General features: G+C 66.1%; 15 protein-coding genes and 1 tRNA gene. 13 read left to right on the top strand and 3 right to left on the bottom strand.

Going from position 1 to position 19,507, the window contains the following annotated elements; genetic code table 11:
• Window positions 1–433: 433 nt before the first annotated feature.
• The gene (locus ABD345_RS40330) at window positions 434–967 is read right to left on the bottom strand and encodes a thiol-disulfide oxidoreductase DCC family protein (protein WP_425556865.1); all 534 of its coding nucleotides are present in this window, start codon (window positions 965–967) and stop codon (window positions 434–436) included.
• A 313-nt stretch (window positions 968–1,280) separates the two neighbouring features.
• Between ABD345_RS40330 and ABD345_RS22755 the strand changes: the two genes are divergently transcribed.
• From ABD345_RS22755 to ABD345_RS22715, 9 genes are all read left to right on the top strand, one after another.
• The gene (locus ABD345_RS22755; RefSeq protein ID WP_344554431.1) at window positions 1,281–1,550 is read left to right on the top strand and encodes a hypothetical protein; all 270 of its coding nucleotides are present in this window, start codon (window positions 1,281–1,283) and stop codon (window positions 1,548–1,550) included.
• Window positions 1,551–1,651: 101 nt separating this feature from the next.
• Complete coding sequence (locus tag ABD345_RS22750) at window positions 1,652–2,671, top strand: amino acid--tRNA ligase-related protein (protein WP_344554429.1); 1,020 nt, start codon at window positions 1,652–1,654, stop codon at window positions 2,669–2,671.
• Between the two features lie 32 nt (window positions 2,672–2,703).
• A complete protein-coding gene (locus ABD345_RS22745; protein ID WP_344554427.1) occupies window positions 2,704–4,800 on the top strand; it encodes a hypothetical protein in 2,097 nt (698 codons plus the stop codon).
• Window positions 4,801–4,842: 42 nt separating this feature from the next.
• Window positions 4,843–6,138 (top strand): MFS transporter, encoded by a 1,296-nt coding sequence (locus tag ABD345_RS22740; RefSeq protein ID WP_344554425.1) that lies wholly within the window; start codon window positions 4,843–4,845, stop codon window positions 6,136–6,138.
• Window positions 6,138–6,506, top strand: a complete 369-nt coding sequence (locus tag ABD345_RS22735) for a nuclear transport factor 2 family protein (protein ID WP_344554423.1) — start codon at window positions 6,138–6,140, stop codon at window positions 6,504–6,506. The genes ABD345_RS22740 and ABD345_RS22735 overlap by 1 nt, the downstream gene beginning before the upstream one ends.
• A 33-nt stretch (window positions 6,507–6,539) precedes the next feature.
• Window positions 6,540–8,360, top strand: a complete 1,821-nt coding sequence (locus ABD345_RS22730; protein ID WP_344554421.1) for a non-ribosomal peptide synthetase — start codon at window positions 6,540–6,542, stop codon at window positions 8,358–8,360.
• 193 nt (window positions 8,361–8,553) lie between these two features.
• Window positions 8,554–11,691, top strand: a complete 3,138-nt coding sequence (locus tag ABD345_RS22725; protein ID WP_344554420.1) for an amino acid adenylation domain-containing protein — start codon at window positions 8,554–8,556, stop codon at window positions 11,689–11,691.
• 506 nt (window positions 11,692–12,197) lie between these two features.
• A complete protein-coding gene (locus ABD345_RS22720) occupies window positions 12,198–12,665 on the top strand; it encodes a hypothetical protein (protein ID WP_344554418.1) in 468 nt (155 codons plus the stop codon).
• Window positions 12,666–12,667: 2 nt separating this feature from the next.
• On the top strand, window positions 12,668–13,549 hold the full coding sequence (locus ABD345_RS22715; RefSeq protein ID WP_344554417.1) for a hypothetical protein: 882 nt from the start codon (window positions 12,668–12,670) through the stop codon (window positions 13,547–13,549).
• Here the strand turns inward: ABD345_RS22715 and ABD345_RS22710 are convergent.
• Window positions 13,502–14,533 carry a helix-turn-helix transcriptional regulator gene (locus tag ABD345_RS22710; protein ID WP_344554415.1) on the bottom strand — a complete coding sequence of 344 codons (1,032 nt, stop codon included), beginning with the start codon at window positions 14,531–14,533 and terminating at the stop codon, window positions 13,502–13,504. The two genes, ABD345_RS22715 and ABD345_RS22710, sit on opposite strands and share 48 nt — an antisense overlap.
• Before the next feature lie 93 nt (window positions 14,534–14,626).
• Between ABD345_RS22710 and ABD345_RS22705 the strand changes: the two genes are divergently transcribed.
• The gene (locus ABD345_RS22705) at window positions 14,627–15,484 is read left to right on the top strand and encodes a methyltransferase domain-containing protein (RefSeq protein WP_344554413.1); all 858 of its coding nucleotides are present in this window, start codon (window positions 14,627–14,629) and stop codon (window positions 15,482–15,484) included.
• Window positions 15,485–15,545: 61 nt separating this feature from the next.
• Here the strand turns inward: ABD345_RS22705 and aspS are convergent, their stop codons facing one another.
• On the bottom strand, window positions 15,546–16,853 hold the full coding sequence (gene aspS, locus ABD345_RS22700) for an aspartate--tRNA(Asn) ligase (RefSeq protein ID WP_344554412.1): 1,308 nt from the start codon (window positions 16,851–16,853) through the stop codon (window positions 15,546–15,548).
• Window positions 16,854–17,034: 181 nt separating this feature from the next.
• Here aspS and ABD345_RS22695 point away from each other — a divergent pair, with 181 nt between their 5' ends.
• The 3 genes from ABD345_RS22695 (at window position 17,035) to ABD345_RS22685 (ending at window position 19,504) form a co-directional block, all read left to right on the top strand.
• Window positions 17,035–18,084: a S66 peptidase family protein gene (locus tag ABD345_RS22695; protein WP_344554411.1), complete on the top strand. Its 1,050-nt coding sequence runs from the start codon at window positions 17,035–17,037 to the stop codon at window positions 18,082–18,084.
• A 44-nt stretch (window positions 18,085–18,128) separates the two neighbouring features.
• Window positions 18,129–18,202 (top strand) — tRNA-Asp (locus ABD345_RS22690).
• A 93-nt stretch (window positions 18,203–18,295) separates the two neighbouring features.
• Complete coding sequence (locus ABD345_RS22685; RefSeq protein WP_344554410.1) at window positions 18,296–19,504, top strand: amino acid--tRNA ligase-related protein; 1,209 nt, start codon at window positions 18,296–18,298, stop codon at window positions 19,502–19,504.
• Window positions 19,505–19,507 lie beyond the last annotated feature (3 nt).

Raw genomic sequence — 19,507 nt, 5'->3', positions numbered from 1 at the left:
GCACCGACATGACGGTCCGAGCATGCCTACCGAGCGACGGCCACACACCTCACCTGCGAAAACGTGACCCTACCTTCGGTTTGGGAATCGCTTCTCATCACACGCGACCAACTCTCAGTCACACTCATCGCCCTCTGCCCTCTGTCCTCTACGGGTATGTCTCCGTCCGACTACGCCACTGCGAAGGTTGGGAAGTATCGGCCGGAGAACCTTGCAGGGATGGTACTTCGAGCGTGCGTTCCATCCCTTCCCACGATCAACAACCCACTGTGCCCGGCGGGGACAGCCGAGGAGCTTCCAGGACTCAAGCGAGGGCCGGGCGTCACCCTGGGGTGGCGAAGCTGAAAACGCTCATTGAGCGCAAGAAGCCTGCGAACGGCAGATGGTTCAGTCGGTGTGCGCGGCTGGGCTATCGGGGGAGCTGTGTGTCGAATCAAAGCAGTGCCTCCGGTCTGCCCCCCATCGCTGGCTTGCCGGCCTGCGGCTTCGACCCCCCGGGCGCCGAGTGACTCTGCGGCAGAACAGTGCATTTACGGGCCCATGGTCCGGGTATCCGGTGACGATGCCTGGCAATGACGCGGTATCCGAGAGCCGTCAGCGCGGACAGTGGCGGGCACGTCATTGCGCTTCCGAGCCAGCTCCAGGGGCGCCCGCAAGCAGCCAGCCATCGACCGAAGGCGCGATGGCCGCCGTATGCGCCCGTGGAGTCCACCCACCACGCCTCGACGGAAGTCTGCTGCGGCGAAAGTCCGTACTGGTCGAGGTCGATCGACTGCCAAGCCCGAAAGTCCGGGCGGCTTGGCATGACGCGTGCCAGTTGGCTCAAGGACCAGCGGCAGAAGCCGCACTCACCGTCATAGATCAGTATTGCGGGCAACGACTTGCCAGCCGGGGATCTCAGGACCGGGCGAAGGATGTTCACGGGCTGCCCCTGCGGTGCGAAGTCGACGTGTGGAGAGGGGAGCATCCTGTGCCTGAGAAGCGGGACGAGGCGTCTCGGGGCGCCCCTGTCCGATCGTATGGGCTGGGCAGCCCAGTGTCCGAGGACGGTTGATGCCAGGACGGTTGATGCCACATGGGACCACTTCTCTGTCGACTCAACTCCGGATCAGACTGGTGCACACCGCAGCTGAACTGCGGACATCCAGGCGCCAGTACTTCGTTCGTCAGGAGGTGGACCCCTGCCCTGCGGATCCGCTGACTCCTGCCGCGCACCCGAGCTGCCATGGGGAGGTGCGACAAGGCGCATGCACATAGTTGTTGTCACGCTGCGAGCTCCCGTGGTGTGCATCTCGGTCGTGGACCCGATTTCAGTGCACCGGGCAATCCGCGAAACATCGGATGATCCTGCGGAGTTCGAGCATCTAACGGTCCGAACGAGCTCAGGCCGCATCGACGTCTGGGTGTTCTTGACCGCCAGCAGCACCACGACTGCCATGGCCTCGGCCCTGGCCGTCGTGACAAGGGGCCTGCGCAGTCATTGGCAACTGGCTGACTGGATCTTCGAGATCCAGGCCCACACCGTGGTCGGCCCCGAAATGGGCCGCTGACCGCATCTCTTTCAACTCTGTCCGAAGCGGGACCCTCGGGCCGATCAACTGCTGCCCCCAGCCGTTCGGGCATATCTCACATTTCCCGTATGGAGGATATCTTGACTGCAACTCACGACTTCACGCATGGCGGCTGGCGCCCCTCGAAGGACCGCTTCCTGGAGATTCTGGACAACCCCCTGTACAGGACTCTGGTCGACCTGCAGGACCTGGTCACCACAAGCACCGCGGCGTTCTGGTCCGCGCGCGGAGTCAAGTCGGTGCACCTGCCGATTACGACCGGCAGCATCTCCAGCCCTATGGGTCTCGGCAGCGACTCCCTGCCCGTGGCCGTCGACCTCTTCGGCGAGCGTACGTTCCTTGCCGACTCGATGCAGTTCATGCTCGAGTACGGCTGCCGCCTCAGCCCGAACGGCGCCTGGTACCTGATGCCGAGCTTCCGCGGCGAAGACTGCGACGAATCGCACCTGAACCAGTTCTTCCACAGCGAGGCCGAAGTCCCCGGCGGCCTGGACGATGTCATCACCGTTGTGGACGCCTACATGCGCCGCCTCGCCAAGGACGTCCTGGAGCGGCACAACGACACCGTTGGCGAGCTGGTCGGCAGCACCGACCACCTGAACGAGATGGTGAAGCTCGACGCGTTCCCGCGGATCACCTTCGACGAGGCGGTCGCGCACCTCGGCTCCGACCCGGCAGCCGTGCGCAACCACGCCGGCTGGCGCACCCTCACCCGGCACGGAGAGCAGCGCCTGCTGGCAGAGGTCAGCCCGATCCTGTGGGTGACGCACTACGACCACCTCTCGGTGCCCTTCTACCAGGCATACGGAGACGACGAGGGCCGCACCGCGCTCAACGGTGACCTGCTCTTCGGCCTCGGCGAGATCGTCGGATGCGGCGAGCGCCACGTCGATGGCGCACAGACGCGCGCCGCGCTCAACCACCACCAGGTTCCCGAGGCGGACTACGAGTGGTACGTGCGCATGAAGCAGGAGCGCCCCATGCACACGTCGGGCTTCGGCCTCGGAGTGGAGCGCTGGCTGATGTGGGTGCTGCAGCAGCAGGACATACGTGAGCTTCAGCTCGCCCCCCGCCTCAACGGCGTGACCCTCGCACCGTGAGAACCGGAACGGGCACGAGCTGGGAGATGATCTTGGAAGCAGACCTGAACCGATATCGGTCGGTGCGCATTGCCGGCCGAACAGTGGCCGCGGTGGACACCGCCGCGGAGTACGCGCGCCTTGCTGCCAAGGCCGAGGACGATCACACGCCGATCCCGGTACTGAACACGGCGTGGGACCAGTTTCTCGCCTCGCTGGCGATGTACGACGCACTGCACGCCGCGCCGGCGCAACCCGAGGAGTCCTGGCGAGGCGTGGTGTTTGCCGCGGACGCGGAGTACGCGCCGGTGGCACAACTCCTGGCTCGATGCACGGGCCGGGAACTGCAAGAGGGCAGCCTCGAGCAGGCGATCAGCGCGGCGGCGACGACCCCGGTGACCATCGTGGCGGGGCCCCGACTGGTGACCCCGCAGATGCTCGCGGTGCTTCCGCCCGATGCGCCGATCGGCCTCCTGACCGCGCGGACCCTGGCGTCTGCCAGCGCCCTGGTGGCTCGGACGATCCTGTTCGGTCCGCTGGTCGCTGCCGCGATGGGCGACCTCTCCTTTGACGCGCTGGCCGACGAGAACGAGCGGCCAGGCAGGCTGGCGGGACTGGATGCCACGCCCCGCGCGCTGAACGACGCCCTTGGTTCCGGAGTCGCGGTCATGGCCGGACGCGGACACGCTCGCGACTGCCTGATGCACCTGAACGGTGGCGGCATCTGCGGTCGCAGCAGCACTGGTGAACCCGCGCCGCGGGCGGCGGTTCCCGTGCAGATCGGCACGGACTGGTCCGCCAACCCAGCCGCATGCCAGCAGAGCGACCGCTGCTGGCGTGACGACGTCTTGCCCACCAACCACCTGCGCGCCGCCGAGGTCCGTGGCGCCTTCGTCGTGCTCGACAGCTGCAGGACCGCCCAGATCGGCGAGGGCAGCATCGCAACCGACGTCTCCCTGCCACTGGCCTTCCTCGAAGGCAGCGCCGTGGCCGTTGCCTGCGCGGTGGGCACTCGCGGAGGCTTGCCGGAGGCATCGCAGCTGTTCACGGCGCTGGTGCGGTCCGGACTGTCGCTCGGGGACGCACTCGCCGAAGTAAACGGGGCCATCGCGGCAGATCCCAGTGCCCTCGGCCGACTGGGCCTGTTCGGTGATGCCGGTCTGGTGCCGCTGGCCGGGGCCAGCGTGGAACGCGTGACATCGGCGGCGCAGGTAGTCGAGGTGACAGCGGGCCCCGGAGCCGTGCTCGCGGACAGTGCGCTGCTGCTGCCGGCCAATGCGACGGGCCCGCTGGCCGTACCGCGTAGGGACGGCCAGTCCTGCTGGCTGCTGACGCAGGCAGCAGGACGCGCCGGCGGCAAGGTGGTGGAGGGCCCCGGCAACTCGGCCGAGCTGTGGTCGCAGCGGATCCGACCGTGGCTGGACCGACTCCGCTCCCTGACCAGCATGGGGCTGACCAGCGATCAGCAGCGACTCGACGGCATCCACCGACAAGCCGTCGCAGCGCTGCGGGCCCACGGCCAGGCGTGCACCGTGCAAGACGCCGAGCAGGCCGACGCGGACTTCGCCGCGGCGGTTGCCGAGCTCACCGACATGCAGGTCGGCATAGTCGAGCGGGAGACGGACTGGATTCGCCGGAACTTCTATTCGTTCACCGAGAACTGGCCCGAGCCGTGGTCGACACAGTCCGAGGCCGAACCGTCCCGGTGTCCCCAGTGCGGGATCACAGCACTGCTGCGACACCGGATCCGGCCGGCCGCCGGTGCAGGAGCCGAGCTCTGCTACCACGTCTGCGTTCGCTGCGGAGAGATAGCTTCGGGAGCTGAGGAGCTTTCGGGCCTGGTAGTCACGGATGGCCCTGCCCAGGTCCGCTGCGGCGAATCGTTCCCCTTCCGCGTCACCGTCACCGCTCCGCCGCACAGTCACGTGAGCGTCGCAGTGGGCGCCTCCTTCCAGCAGGAGGAGAGGTTCCACTGCTCTATGGCGGAAAGCCACTCGTTCGAGCTTTCGCCGGGCGAAGCACGCAGCGTGGAGTTCACGGGATCCACCTCCGCCGGCCTGACCATCGCAGACCAGCTGCCGATCAAGATTTTCATCGCCGTGGACGGGGCGGTCGGCTGCCTCACCAGGTGGGTGTGGCTGCGTGCCTGAGCAGATCTCCCGTCCCCTGGCCCGACAAAAGGGTGGACCACCGTGTCCCTGCTGAGAGACGTGCGGGCGCTGCCCGCACTCACCAAACGGCTGCTGCTGCTCGCCATGATCAACAATCTCGGCACCGGCCTGATCATGCCGTTCATGGTCGTTTACGTGCACAACGTGCGCGGACTCGACGTGACCGTGGCCACATCGGCGGTAGCCGTGAGCTCTGTTGGCGTTGTCCTCGGCGCGCCCCTCGCAGGGTGGCTGACCGACCGGCGAAGTCCTGAAACAGCTGCCGTACTGCACCTTTCGGTTCAGACAGCCGGCATTGCCGCCTACGCCTTCGCCGATCGGGGCTGGGAATTCATCGCGGCCGCCCTTGTGGTCGGCCTCGGAGCAGGCGGCGGGGCAGCCTGGGGCGCCATGTACTCGGCCAGCGCCCCGGCCGAGGTGCTCCCCGTGGTCTTCACCACGAATCTGACCGGCGCCAATGCCGCCAGCGGCCTCGGCGCGCTCATTGGCGCGGCATTGGCATCTGTGTCCCATCCGGCGACGTTCCGCGGCCTGTACCTGGCCGACGCCGCGAGCTGTGCCCTGGTCGCCTTGGGCATCGCCGTCGGGGTGCGCACCGGTGCTCGTTCCGAAGACCGGGACAAGCGACACAGCACGGATGGTGCTTCCTACGCGGTCGTGCTGCGGCATCCGCTGTTCCTGGCGGTCTTGGTCCTGGGCGGGCTGCTGTTCCTTGCCAGCTACGCCCAACTGGAGTCCGGGCTACCGGTGTACCTGACGACTCGAGGGGTCGTCACCTCATCGGGCCTGGGTGTTCTGTTCGCGGTCAACACGGTCTGTGTGATCACCTCGCAGCTGCTCCTCCACCGCGTGCTCAAGCGCATCCGGCACACTCGCGCCGTCACCGTTGCGGCCGTGCTGTGGACAGGAACGTGGCTCCTGGTGCCCCTGGCGTCCCTTGCCGGGCGGGGGCTTGCTGCTCTGGCCGTACTGGTCGTGGCGATGGGGCTCTTCGCGGTCGCTGAGACCTTCTATGCGGCCGGAATGCCCGTGCTGGTGAACGCGCTCGCACCCGAGAACGCCCGCGGTCGGTACAACGCCGCCTACAGCAGTGTCGTCTCGTTGGGCTTCGTGGCCGGCCCGTTCGAGGCCGGGGCCTACGCCGGAGGGCCGTCCGGCACGATCTTCATCGAAGTTCTGGCGATTGCCTGCGCCGTGGTGGCGCTGGCTTTCGGGCTCAGCCGGCACTGGTTCCGGAACGACGCTTGGTGCACTGATCCGGACAAGGCCACGAGCGTTGTCACGGATGAGTCAGCGGACCGGGCGGCGGTGTCGTGATGGCTGAGGACAAGGATCACATCGTCCGCCAGGTGCACCGCTACTACTCCTGCGTCGATCGCGGGGACATCAGGGGTCTGCTCTCCCTGTTCAGCGACGATGCCACCTACCACCGACCCGGCTACGCGCCGATCGTAGGGCGCGCCGGACTCGCCGCGTTCTACTCGACCCAACGGGTCATCGATGAGGGTCGGCACACGGTGCGTCACGTCGTCCGGGACCACCACCAGGTCGCTGTCTGGGGAGACTTTTGCGGCACCCTGCGCGACGGTCGGGCGGTGCAACTGAAGTTCGCGGACTTCTTCACCGGGTGTGAGCACGGCCTGTTCAAGCGCCGTGACACCTTCTTCTTCGCCCCCATGGTCTGAGCGAGGGCCCCGCCATGTCTGCGCGGCCTCACTATGGAGAAAGACATGTCTGTTCCACTGAAATCCACCCACGAATCCGAAACGTTGACCGCGCTCTTCGCTCGCAGTGCGGCTGCCCACGCCAACCGTCCCGCAGTGAGCGACGACACCCACAGCCTCACCTACGCCGAGCTCGATCGCCGATCTGATGCCCTGGCCGAGCAGCTGCGGGACAGGGGCATCCGAACCGAGGACCGGATCGCGTTGTACCTCGACCGCTCGGTTGACGTTTTCGTGGCGATTCTCGGGATCCTCAAGGCGGGTGGCTGTTACGTCGCAGTCGACACGCGCTACCCGGACTCCCGCCGGGACCGCATGATTGCCGACAGCGGTGCCAGGCTGGTGGTGACCCGACCAGAGTGGGACGACCGGATAGGCCACCTCGGCGTTCCCGCGCTACCGTTCCGCAGCGGTCCCTTTGAGCCTGGGACGGCAACCCTGCAGACCGAGCCGCAACCCAGTGCGGTTCGGCCGGAGAACGCTGCGAGTGTGCTGTTCACCTCGGGCTCCTCCGGCACGCCTAAGGCGATCGTGCTGGAACACCGCAACATCATCTCGTTCGCCTGCAACGAGGATCTGCCGGTGTTGCGGCCGGAGGAGGACCGGACAGGTCAGATTTCCAGCCTGTCCTTCGACGCATTCCACTTCGAGATGTGGAGCACACTGGCCCAGGGAGCGGAGGTGCATGTCCTGCCGCCGGTTCCGGAGCTGCTGGCGGCCGGCTTCCAGAGGGAAATGAGGCGCCGCCGGATCACCGCGATGCTGGTGCCGACCATGGTCGTCAACCACGTGGTGCGAGAGGACCGGGATGCCTTCTCCCCGCTGCGGATCTTGCTGACCGGAGGCGACGTGCTGCTGCCAGCCACATGCCGCGACCTGCTGGCCGGCCAGTTCGAGGGCGAACTCTACAACCTGTACGGACCGGCGGAGATCACCACTGCCTGCACATTCCAGCGGGTGACGGCAGCTGAGACGGAGCTCGACTCCGTCCCGATCGGCCGACCGCTGGCATGCGTGACCGTCCACGTGCTGTCGCCGACCATGGAACCGGTGGCCCAGGGCGAGGTCGGGGAGATGTACGTCGGAGGCCCCGGCGTGGCTCGAGGCTACCTGGGCCGACCGGACCTCACCGACGAGCGTTTCGTGACAAGCCCATTCCCCTCCGGGCCGTCCCGGCTCTACCGCACCGGCGACCTCGCCCGCCAAGACGAGGATTCGCGCCTGGAATTCATCGGACGCACCGACTGCCAGGTCAAGATCCGCGGATACCGGGTAGAGCCTGGAGAGGTGGAGCGGGGCTTGCGGCGGCACCCAGGTGTCCCGGAAGCGGTAGTCCTGGCCTCGGGAGACGGGGACAACCGCCACCTCGTGGCCTTCGTGGTCATGGCATCCGGATTGACGATACGTGAGCTCCGGCAGCACGCCGCGGCGGAACTTCCGGACTTCATGGTCCCCGCACACTTCGTCGCAGTGTCGGCCATCCCCGAGGGCGAGCACGGCAAACGCGACCAGGCGGCCCTGGCAGAGATGCTGGAACAGCACCGACTGCGCCAGAAAAGCTTCGATGCCCCAACCACCGATAGCGAGCGCTATCTGGCCGAGCTGTGGGAGCGACTGTTCGGCATCGAGCACGTCAGTCGCAATGACGACTTCTTCGTCCTGGGAGGTCACTCACTCCTGGCGTTCCGGATGCAGAGCCAGATCCGGCGCGGCCGAGGGATCGCCCTCGAGGCCGGGATCGTCCTGCGGAACTCAATATTGGCCGACCTTGCTCGCGCGCTCGACGAGGCAGCGGAAGGCGGCGCACTGATTTGACGACCCAGATCCCCGCACGAACGGCCCCCGGAACGGCTGCTGCCGGCCTCACCAACGCCCACCGCAAGAGGGGCCCGGCTTCGCTCTCCGAACGGCTGCCGGCCGGCGGCCAGCAGCTCTGCCCGGCGTGCGAACTGCGCCGACCAGGTTCGAACCTCACTATGGGCACCACCTGGTTGCCCCTGGAGCTCATATGAGCAGGCTCACGGATCCCGCCTACCCGCTGGGCGACCGGATCGAGCGCGTGGTCGCCCAACATGCGGCCCGTACCCCCACAGCCGTTGCGCTCGAACAGGGCGAGCGTCGTGTGACCTACGCCGAACTCACGGGCTGGTCGCACCGGATCGCCCGCGGACTGGCGGCCTCCGACGTACGGCCCGGGGATATCGTCCCGGTACTGATGGACCGATCACCCGAACTGGTGGCCGTGCTGTTGGGCATCCTCACCAGCGGGGCCGCTTACGTCGCAATGGACCCCTGCTGGCCCGAGCACCGCCTGGCGGACGTAGTAGAGCGTAGCGGGGCTCGTCTTGTCGTGACAGAAGACCCCACGGTACGGTTCGCTGCCGACGCGGGTCTGGCAGTACGTTCACCAGGATACTTGGAAGAGGCCGGGCGCTCAGCCAACGTGGGGCTGCCCGTAGCAATGACCGGAACCGCACCCGCCTGCGTCTTCTTCACCTCCGGCTCGACCGGTCGGCCCAAGGGCGTCGTCTCCCCCCATCGCGGGACGATCCGGACCCTGGTCGGCTGCCCCACCCTCCCGCTGGACGCCGACTCGGTTTCCCTTCAGACGGCGCCCCTGCCGTGGGACGGCCTCTCGTTGGAGTTGTGGGCACCACTGCTGAACGGCGGCCGCTGCGTGCTGCTTTCCCCGGGGATACAGCTCGACGCCGAGGCGCTCCGTGAAGCACTGCAGCGCGGAGTCAACAGCATGTGGCTGACCAGCTCACTTTTCAGTCTGTTCGCCGAAGAAGACCCCGACCTACTCGGGATGCTGAAACTGCTGATGATCGGAGGCGAACGTGTGTCGATCGGCCACGTGCGTCAGGTTCTCGCCCGATTCCCAGAACTCCACCTCGTCAACGGCTACGGGCCGGCCGAAAGCACGATCTTCGCAACCACACATGTGGTCACCCCTACCGACGTCACCGAGGACAGCACCGAAATCCCGATCGGCCGCCCCGTGCCGCGCACCGGCGTCCGGCTGCTCGACGCAGAGGGAGCAGAAGTCTCCCGAGGGGAGATCGGTGAGATTGCCATCAGCGGCGACGGGCTGGCGACGGGCTACCTCGCAGACGAGGCCGAGACGGCCCGCAGGTTCATCCTGCTGGACGGTGAACGGCACTACCGCACCGGCGACCTCGCGCAGGCCGATCCCGACGGTCTGCTTCGCTACCGAGGACGGGCAGACCGACAATTCAAAATCAACGGGGTACGTATCGAACCCGGCGAGGTCGAAGCCGTACTTGAGCGACACCCCTCAGTCTCGTCCTGCTGCGTCGTCCGCATCGAGCACGTCGCCGGGCGCCCGGAACTGGCCTGTGCATACAGCACGGTAGACGGTAACCCTGCCGACAACAATGAGCTGCGCACCGAGGCGGCACGCTTCCTACTCGGTGTGATGGTTCCGACCCTCCTACGCCATGTCGAGCACCTGCCACTGGGCGCCACCGGGAAGGTCGACACCGCCGCCGTGGCACGCCTGCTGATCGGTCCGAACATCAGCGGAAGGGGAGCCGCGCCAGCAGTTCCCTCGGACACACCATCAGCAGGCGACATCAATGACCTGCTGCACGAAGTGCGACTCCTGCTCGACTCCCCGGGGCTGCGCGTCGGTGACGACCTCTTCGAAGCCGGCGTGAGCTCCCTTGACGCGGTGCGTATTGCCATGCGTGCGAGTCGAAGGCTCGGGGCACGGATCACCGTGGCGGACATCTACCGGCTAGGCTCCCTCGAAGCGCTGCATGCGGCAGCGCCCGGAGCACCCGCCAGCGATTCGTTCCTCGACAGCGGAACCACCGGACCCATGGCGCTCTCCGCTGCCCAGAGCCGCTTCTGGATGGCCGAACAAAGTAACCCGGGCGCCGCCGACAACATGGTCGTTCTCGCCTATGTGCTGACCGGGCCACTGGACCGAACGATACTGTCAAAGGCATTGCAGGACATCGTCGACCGGCACGCCGCCCTTCGTACGGTCTACTCCTGGGGGGATGAGCTTCCGGAGCAGCGGGTGTTGCCACCGAACCAGGCGACGATAACGCTGGAGCAGGTCGGACCAGGCCCGTCATGGCCCGACGGCGACGACCGAGCCCAGATACTGGAAGAGACGGTTCAGCAAGCCTGCGCAGATTGGTGGAGGCAACCCTTCTCCTTGGAGGACGAGCCGTCACTGCGGGCCCGGCTGGTCACCTGGGACGAACGTCGGCACCTGCTCTGTCTCCAGGTGCATCACATTGCTTTCGACGGTTGGTCGGAGCTGGTGCTGATCGATGATCTGCGTACCGCTTACCGTGCACGCCTTCTCGGCGCTTCCCCCGGCTTCCCACCAGACGCGGCGACGTACCTCGGCTACAGCGTCTGGGAGCAGCGGAACAGCAGCCAGTGGGCTCGGGGCGAACTGCCTCACTGGCGAAGGACCCTCGCAACAGTCCCAGCATCCGCGCTGCCGCCGCCGAAAGACGGCTCTGCCAACGAGGCTGCGCGCCTCGAGTGCACCGTGACGGTCGCGCGGGAAACAGTGGCACTCCTCAGCAGGGCCGCACGCGGTGCCGGAGGCCCTCCCCTCGCCTCCCTGCTGGCCGTTGTCGCCAGGGCGATGGCCACAACATTCGACGTACCAGGTGTCTGTCTAGGGACGACAACTGCCGGCCGTGCCGAAGCAGCCCTGGAGTCGGTCGTGGGCTACTTCGTGAACCCGCTGGCCGTGCCCTTGGCCTCAGTACGCGACACCGCGCTGACGGAGGTGCTTCGGCAAGCAGCGCACCAGGTTGTAGGGGCACTAAGCCACGCCCGGGTGCCCTTCGACGAGGTGGTCCGCGCGTTGGGGCCCGAACGCGGACGGCATCCCTGGTTCCAGACCTGGGTGGTGCTCCAGCAGCAGCCCCCACACGTCGACCTCGGGCCCCGGCTGACGCTGCAGGCCGTACGAGTCAGACCGCCGTACACCGCCCTCGAACTGGTGGTCGAGGCCGTGCCGCAGCCAGACGGCTCTTGGGAACTGGTGCTGTCCCACCGCGCCGACGGAATCACCTCAGACACCGCCCAGCAGCTCGCGCATGCCGTGACCGAGGAAATTTCGGCACTTGCAGCGTCGATCCAGGACGGTTGATGCCAGGACGGTTGGCGCAAGGACGGTTGGTGCCAGGACGGTTGGTGCCAGGAACAACTGCTTCCCACGCCCCGAATTGCCGGGAAGACTGCTGATCACAGCCGCTAGCAGCGACTGCAAACGATCAGTATTGAGCCGGGAAAGCCGGCTCAGATTCGGGGGTACGACATGTCGTGGGGTGTTCGTCTGGTTCGCCTGGTCGGTGCCGCGTTGATCGCGGCGGCCGCAGTTCTGGGCGGCGCTGCGGTAGCTGCCCCTGGGCCTGGCACCGCCGAGGCCGGCACAGGCTTCGGGTGGGACTCGCCCCCGGCCGGGGCGGCCTGACCTCATCTCGGGCCAATCACAGCAGGCTGCTTCTGCCGGCCGATCGAGAACGGATGATCATGCGTTGCAGTACGAGGCGGTTCGCGTGGCATGCGACGCTCGCCGCCACCTCCGGAGTCCTTGCGGTGCAGCTGTGGCACACACTGCGGAACACCAACCGGTGGCCCTGGTGCTCGTACAACATGTTCGCCTACCGCAAGCGCGCCCGCGCGTGGCAACTCCGGGTCCGCCTGATCACCGGCGACGGTCAGCAGGTAGGGCCTGCGGATCCTTGGGGACTGCTCCCGATGGAGTTCTTCCGCGTGGTGTCGACCCTCGAGCGGATCTTCTTCACCGAGCAGGACCACGCGGCCCGCGAAGAATTCTGCCGTGAAGTCCTTGCACGTCTTAACGACCGCCCCTGGCGCGGATGGGACGAGGTGAAGGCCGCTCTCGCGCCGCCAGCGGGTCAGCGCTTCGCTGCCATGGAGCTGTACCTGGTCGAGGTGGACTTCGACCAGTGCGATCCCTCGGACCGCACCTATGTGGTCAGCGCCGAGCTGCTCCACCGGCACGATCCTTCAGCTGTCGCGGCAGAGCTGCCGCAGCCGCAGTGGCGATTCGTCGCCGAGTGCGACCCGTCTCCCCAGCCGCAGTACCAGGAGAATTGATCATGAGCAGATCCGGAGCGCTGTTCCGTCAGATTTTCGTCGACCAGGAGGGGGCCCACGAACGGCTGGCCCTGGCCCGCCTCACCACAGGCGCGGCGATCCTCCGCACCATCTGGAAGCTCCCGCCCGGTGAAGCGCTTGAACGGTACCGTTTCGACGGCGCACCGTCCGGCCGGTCCCGGCCGATGCTGGATGCCCGCCAGTACGAGGCGCTTCGCGGGGTGGCGTTCATATCGGTAGCGGCATGGACGCTAGGCTGCGAGCAGGCAGGAGTGCGCTTTGCCGCGAACGCTGCATTCGCGGCGCTTCAGCGACACGTCGCTCACTTCGACCAGCGGGCTTGGAATTACAACTCCAACCTGAACCTAGCGCTGCTGATGCTGTCCGTCACGGATACGCGCGGCAGCCTGGCAGACCCAGACCGTGCACCCAGCCCCGAGACCGCCTCGGCAATGATGGCCGCCCTCCAGCTCTACTACGCCTGGGTCTACCTGCAGTCCGGCGTAGCCAAGCTCAGGGTCGGCGGCCTCGGCTGGCTGGATGGCAGAACCCTGCACGGGAGTTGGGCGGAGCTCGGAACGCGCCTGGGACGCCGGCTGGCACGCACGGACCGCCGACTGGCTGTCTCCGCCAGTGCGCTCAGTCTGCTCTTCGAACTTCTCTTTCCCGTTGCACTGCTATGCGCTTGGCGGCACCGGGAGTGGCTCGGCGCGGTATCGCTGACCTTCCACGCAGCGGTAAAGGCGACGCTGGACATCTCATTCTGGCACCACGCCAGCTATGCGGTGCCACTGTTCCTGCTGCCGGCACGAACCGAGCACGCCGTGTCGGCGGCCCTACGCTTCTCGCCGTTGTTGACCCGCCGCTGCCACAATGTCCGCTGAGGAGACCCAGCCCTGCTCGGCAGCCTTCACCCCAGCTTCGAAGCGGCTCTGCGCGCCGAGCCGGCTCATCAAGTCGGCCATCATCCGGCGTGCGGTGCGAAGCGAGACACCAAGGCGTCGTCCTGCCATCTCGTCGGTGAGGCCCTGGCCCAGCAGCCGAAGGACTTCCCGCTCCTGGCCGGTCAGGTTCTGCCTATCGCGCACCACGTCACTGTCAATCGGAACCGAAGTTGACCATATTTCCTCGAACCACGAGGTCAGGGCTGCGACAACGCCCGGTTCCTCGACCTGGATCACGCCAGCGCGAGAGTTGCCCGGTTCCAGGGGCAGCAGCGCGACCCGGCGATCGACTATCACCATCCTCGACGCGAGGACCGGGGTGGTCCGCGTCTCGCCACCCGCTCCCGCCAACCAGCGGGCGTAGGCCATGGTCGCCTGATCCTTCCGGGCGCTGTCAAGGTAGACCGCACGGATGGTGACCCCTCGCCTGAGTGCATCCTCGTCGAGTCGGCGGCTGCTCTCGAGAACCGCGGCGGACTGTCCGCCTCCGGGCACGAGCGAGAGGCACTCCGTCTGCGCGTGCTGCGAGAGCTCCTCGAGCCGGCGCTGTACGGAGTTCATGCCGACGAGCCGCTTGATGCCCCCGGCGCCCTCGTCGGGATCGCGCCCGTCGGTCTCAGCGATCAGCCGCTGAACCGTAGCGTTGCTGATGGTCAGTCCCTCCTGCAGGCGCTCGAGCTCCAGCTGCCTGTTTCGCAGTAGAGAACCGAGGCCCACCCGCGGGCTGACCGCCCGCAGTCGTCCCGGGCTTTCGCGGGACGGCTGGATGAGATCCATGTCGACGAGTTCGTCGAGCGCCTGCCTGATTTCCTGAGGGGGCATCCGGCACTGTTCGGCCAGTTCGGCGACGCCATAATTCGGATTCTCAAGCATCGCCAGATAAACCCGCTCCGAATCTTCCTTCAAACCCAAGAACTCAAGCATTCCAATTCCGCCCTCTTCCTGAGGCCGAACAGCTGGGCCGTCCGGTAGAACTTTTTTACGGATATAAATTTCCATCTTAATGAGGAGCCATCAATGACGGACACCTACTCCCAGGAAGTCACCACGTACTTCCGCGGCAAGGCCGACGGGTACGACCGCGTGGACGAGCAGGTCTACTGGCGGCTCTCGGACGAGCTCTTGTGGAACCTGTTGGAGCATCACGTCCTGCCGTCCCTTCCCCTGGGTGCCAAGATCCTCGATGCAGGCGGCGGCACCGGTCGCTGGAGTGACCGGCTTCTGCGTGCCCGCGAGAACGCCTCAGGCGTCCTGTTCGACCTGTCGCCCGACATGACCCGACACGCTCAGGCCAAGGCCGCCGCCCACGGCTACGCCGACCGGTTCCAGGTGATCAACGGGGACCTGGCCGACCTGGACAAGCATGTGAGTGAAGCGCAGTTCGACCTGGCTATCAGCTTCCACAACGTACTCGGCTTTGTCGACGACGTGCCGCAGGTGCTTCGCAATATTGCGGCCGCTCTGAAGCCGGGCGGCCAGGCCGTGCTGGTCGTGCCAAACCGCTACCACGCCGTGTTCTTCAACATCTTCACCGGGGCACTCGACGAGGCGGAGAGCGTCGCGCACAACCGACGCGGTCGGTTCGCCCCCGAGATGCCGGACATGCACATGTTCACGCCGTCCGAGCTGACGGGGACCCTGAGCTCCGTCGACCTGCCTGTATCCGTCCTCACCGGGTTCCCGGTCGCGGTCTACCCCGGCTTCCAGGAGACGCAGATCGAGGGAACCAGTGTGGGCGTCCAGCAGGTCCTCTCGGATGCAGAGGCCTACGAGCGCATCAAGGCCATCGAGCTCCGGCTCTCTGGAGAGCCGGGTCTGGCCGAGCGAGGCAACAACCTCTTCGTGGTTGCCCGAAAGCCTGCTACGACGGCCTAGTGACCTGCCGGCCCGCGTGTGCGGCGAGGATATGGCCATCCTCGCCGCACACGGCCAACCGTCAGGGCGTGAGTCGGTTCGGTCCGCGGAACAGGAACATCGCCTCGCGGATACTGTCCAGACCGAGCATCACCATCATGATGCGGTTCAGGCCGGCCCCGAACCCGCCGTGTGGCGGGGTGCCGAAGCGGAAGCAGTCGGTGTACGAGGCGAGAGGCTCGAGGTTCATGCCCTTCTCCTCCGCCTGCTTCACCAACACGTCGTAACGGTGCTCGCGCTGCGCACCGGTGGTGATCTCCAGGCCTTTCCAGAGCAGATCGAAGCTCTCGGTCACCGAGGCGTCGTGCTCTGGGCGGAGGTGGTAGAAGGGCCGGACCGATGTGGGAAACTCGGTGACGAAGACGAACTCGCTGCCGTGCTGCTTCTCAGCGATGGCAGCCATCATCCGCTCACCCTCGGGATCCAGGTCGTCCTTCTCGCCCTTCGGGTCCCAGCCCCGCGCCCGCAGCAGTTCAAGGGCCTCGGCCATGGTGTAGCGAGGGAAGGGGGCCTCCGGTACGACCACGTCAATATCGAACAACTCCGAGATCTGAGCAGCATGACGCTCATGCACCTTGCGCAGGACATGCACCAGCATCTGCTCCTCGAAGCGCATGACGTCCTCAACCCCGTCGATCCACGCAATCTCGACGTCCAGGCCGGTGAACTCAGTGGCATGGCGTGAGGTAAAGGAGGGCTCGGCCCGGAAGACCGGACCGATCTCGAAGACCTTGTCGATACCGCCGGCGATCGCCATCTGCTTGTAGAACTGCGGCGACTGCGCGAGGTAGGCGGTGCGATCGAAGTACTTGACATTGAAGACCTCGGCTCCGGATTCGGAGGCGGTTCCCATCAGCTTCGGGGTGTGCAGTTCCGTACACCCCTCCGCGTAGGCGAACTCGCGCAGCGCCTCCTCCACGGTGGTCTGTACCTTGAAGAGGAGTTGCCGCTCAGGCTGGCGCAGGTCCAGGAAACGCCAGTCGAGACGCTGGTCGATCCCGGTCTGGCGGTCGATGGGCAGCGGTTCGGCACGTGAAACTACCTCGATGGCAGTGGGCTTGATCTCCAGGCCGCCGAGCTTCACGTTCTCCGCCGCGACGACGGTTCCCGTGACCTTCACCGCGGACTCGGAAGGCATACCGTGCTCGATCAGTTCCTCGAGCTCGGTGGGCACCTCGTCGCGAAGGTTGGTCACCTGGACCAAGCCCGTGTGATCCCGCACGATCACAAACTGGAGGCGGCGCTGGAGTCGCAGTGTGTTGACCCACCCGTAGACCGTTACCTCCTGGCCGATGGCAGCAGATAGATCACGCACCAGTGTTCGCGGCATTGCACATTCCTTCGGTTCTCGGGCTTCCGTGGGGCTTGAAGCTGCCAGTCGGAACCGGCCCCCAACCTGAGAGTAGTACAGCCGATCTCGAGCGCCAGAGATAGATGCGTGTCCGATTTGAGTACTAATAATCCAAACTGTCGGAGAAGGTGCTGACGATGTATGAGATAAAGGACCATCAATGACATCCGGCATTCCGAGGCAGGTCATCCGCCCGCCGGTGCTGCCGCCCGCGCTGCGCTCCGGCGACACCATCGGCATCGTGTCACCGTCTTCCCCCGGTGCAAGTGTACTGACGGACGAAGTCGCCCGCGGTACGCGGGCGCTCGAGAAGCTGGGCTTCCAGGTCCGGTTCCTTCCGAACGCGCTCGGTCGGCACGGTTGGACCGCAGCACCGGTCGCCGCCAGGATCGCCGACCTGCACGCCGCCTTCGTCGACCCGACGATCCACGCGGTGCTCTACAGCCTCGGCGGACTTCACTCCGCGCAGGTGCTTGACGGGCTGGACATGGAGGTCATTGCAACGAATCCGAAGATCCTCTGCGGCTACTCGGATGCCACCTCACTGCTGAGCGCCGTCCACGAGCACACAGGTCTCATCACCTTCTACGGTCCCGCACTCATTCCCCAGTTCGGAGAACTGCCTGAGCCCTACCCCGAGACCTCGGCACATTTCCTGCGGGTCACCACCGAAGCCAGCGCGGCCGGGCCGTGCCCGCGGATCCCTTACACCGTGACCGACCTCGACTTCGGCAGGCGCGAACGTGAGCAACGACCACGGGACCGTTCCGTCGCGCCGCCGCGGCGAGTGCTGCAGCCGGGCAGCGCCACGGGGCCGGCGGTGGTTGCCTGCCTGCCATCGCTGCGGGACCTGGTCGGCACTCCCTGGCAACCTGCCACTGCAGGACGGGTGCTCTTCCTCGAGACGACCGAACCGCCCTACTCGGCTGCCGCGGCAGACGCGGACCTCTGGCACCTGCGCAACGCCGGCATGCTTGAGGGCGTCGCTGCCGTCGTGCTCGGACGCACCATCGGCTGGGACCCGGCGGAAGTGGAGGGCTTCGTCACGGCGATCCGAGAGTGCCTGGACAGCCCGGGAATTCCGCTGCTGGCCGACTTTGAATTCGGCCACGCGAACCCCATCCTGACGATCCCGAACGGCATTCTCGTGCAGGTCGCCGGCGACGAGGTGAGCATCCTGCAGCCGGCGGTCAGTCCCCGCGCTCTTTGACCTCTTTCCTTGATCACGTAGCCGTGCTACAGTCCAACACATCAGGTCCTGTGGAGCAGTTGGTTAGCTCGCCACCCTGTCAAGGTGGAGGTCGCGGGTTCAAGTCCCGTCAGGATCGCCCCCGTGCATACCGGGGACTCTCCTGCGCGCCAGAGCTGCGCGCGGTGTGGACTGAGCAGGCCTTCTCAAACCACATCAGAGGGTACCTGTCATGTCTCACGTTGAACTGGTCGGCCGTCTTTTCCATCTCCGCCCCCTGGGAAAGTTCCTGTGCCTGGCCACACTGCGCTGCGCTGATGCGGAATACCTGTGCGTCTTCAGCGGAAAACCGGAGATAGCTGCCGAAAGCATCGTCAGTATCACAGGGACGCTGCGCCCCAGCCAGAGCTCCAAGCAGTTCGAGCAGGAGGTCGAAGTATCCTCCTACCGCACCATCGCAGCTGGCGGCCCGGTGACCACGGCTCAGCTGAAGCAGGTCCCCTACAGTAAGGCAGTCCTGCCACACCAGCACGTTTACATGCGGCTGCCTGAGGTGCGACAGAGGCTTCTCGACAAATGGACGGCGATCAAGAAGATCCGGGATCTCATGGCGGGAGAGGACTTCGTCGAGGTGCAGTCCCCGCGCATCGTGGGCGGCATGGCGGACGGAGCCACCATGAAGTTCAAGGTGGACTTCTTCGGGACCGAGGCAAACCTCAGCCTGAGCAATCTGCTCTTCCATACTGCCTTCGTGGCCGCGGATTTCACCTCCGTCTTCGAGGTGGCACCACTCTTCCGGGCCGATCTGAACTTCAGCTCGCAGCACCTCAGCGAGTTCCTGATTCTCGAGGCCACCGCCGCGTACCGCACCCGCGAGGACATGATGCGCCTGTCGGACCAGATCGTCCGTTCGGTCTGCGGGATGACAGGCGCACACATCGACGAAGCGCACCTGGTTGATATCCCCACCTTGACCTACGACGAGGTCTGCGCGATCACCGAGCGCTCGGATATCGCGCCTTTGGTCCGTGGCAACCGGATCAAGCGCTACCACGCGCGGGCCGTGTCCGAGCACCTGAACCGCACGCTATTTTGGGTCGTCGACATGCCGGCCGAACACAAGGCCTTCTTCTCCTCGACCCGATACGAGCCGATTGTCGATGTGCAGGTGGCCGATGACTTCCGCCTCTACTGGCAGGAGATCGACATCGTTGACGGCGGCGAGCGGGTCATCGACCCGCGACGCTTGCGGGAGCGGCTGGCCGAGCAGCGGCTCGATCCCGCCCACTTTGCCTACTACCTGGACGTTCTGGAGAGCGGGGTTCCCCCTATGACGGGGTTCGGGCTCGGCATCGATCGGCTGTTGACTAAGGCGATGGGCCTCGGGAACATACGACAGTTGGTGCCCTTCCCGCGCTTCGTTGGACACCTCGAGCCCTGAGCG

It is taken from the genome of Kitasatospora saccharophila (assembly GCF_039529925.1).
GTDB classification, from domain to species: Bacteria; Actinomycetota; Actinomycetes; order Streptomycetales; family Streptomycetaceae; genus Kitasatospora; species Kitasatospora saccharophila.
Note: the sequence above shows the minus strand (reverse complement) of the source record. Positions and strands in the feature narration are given on the sequence as shown.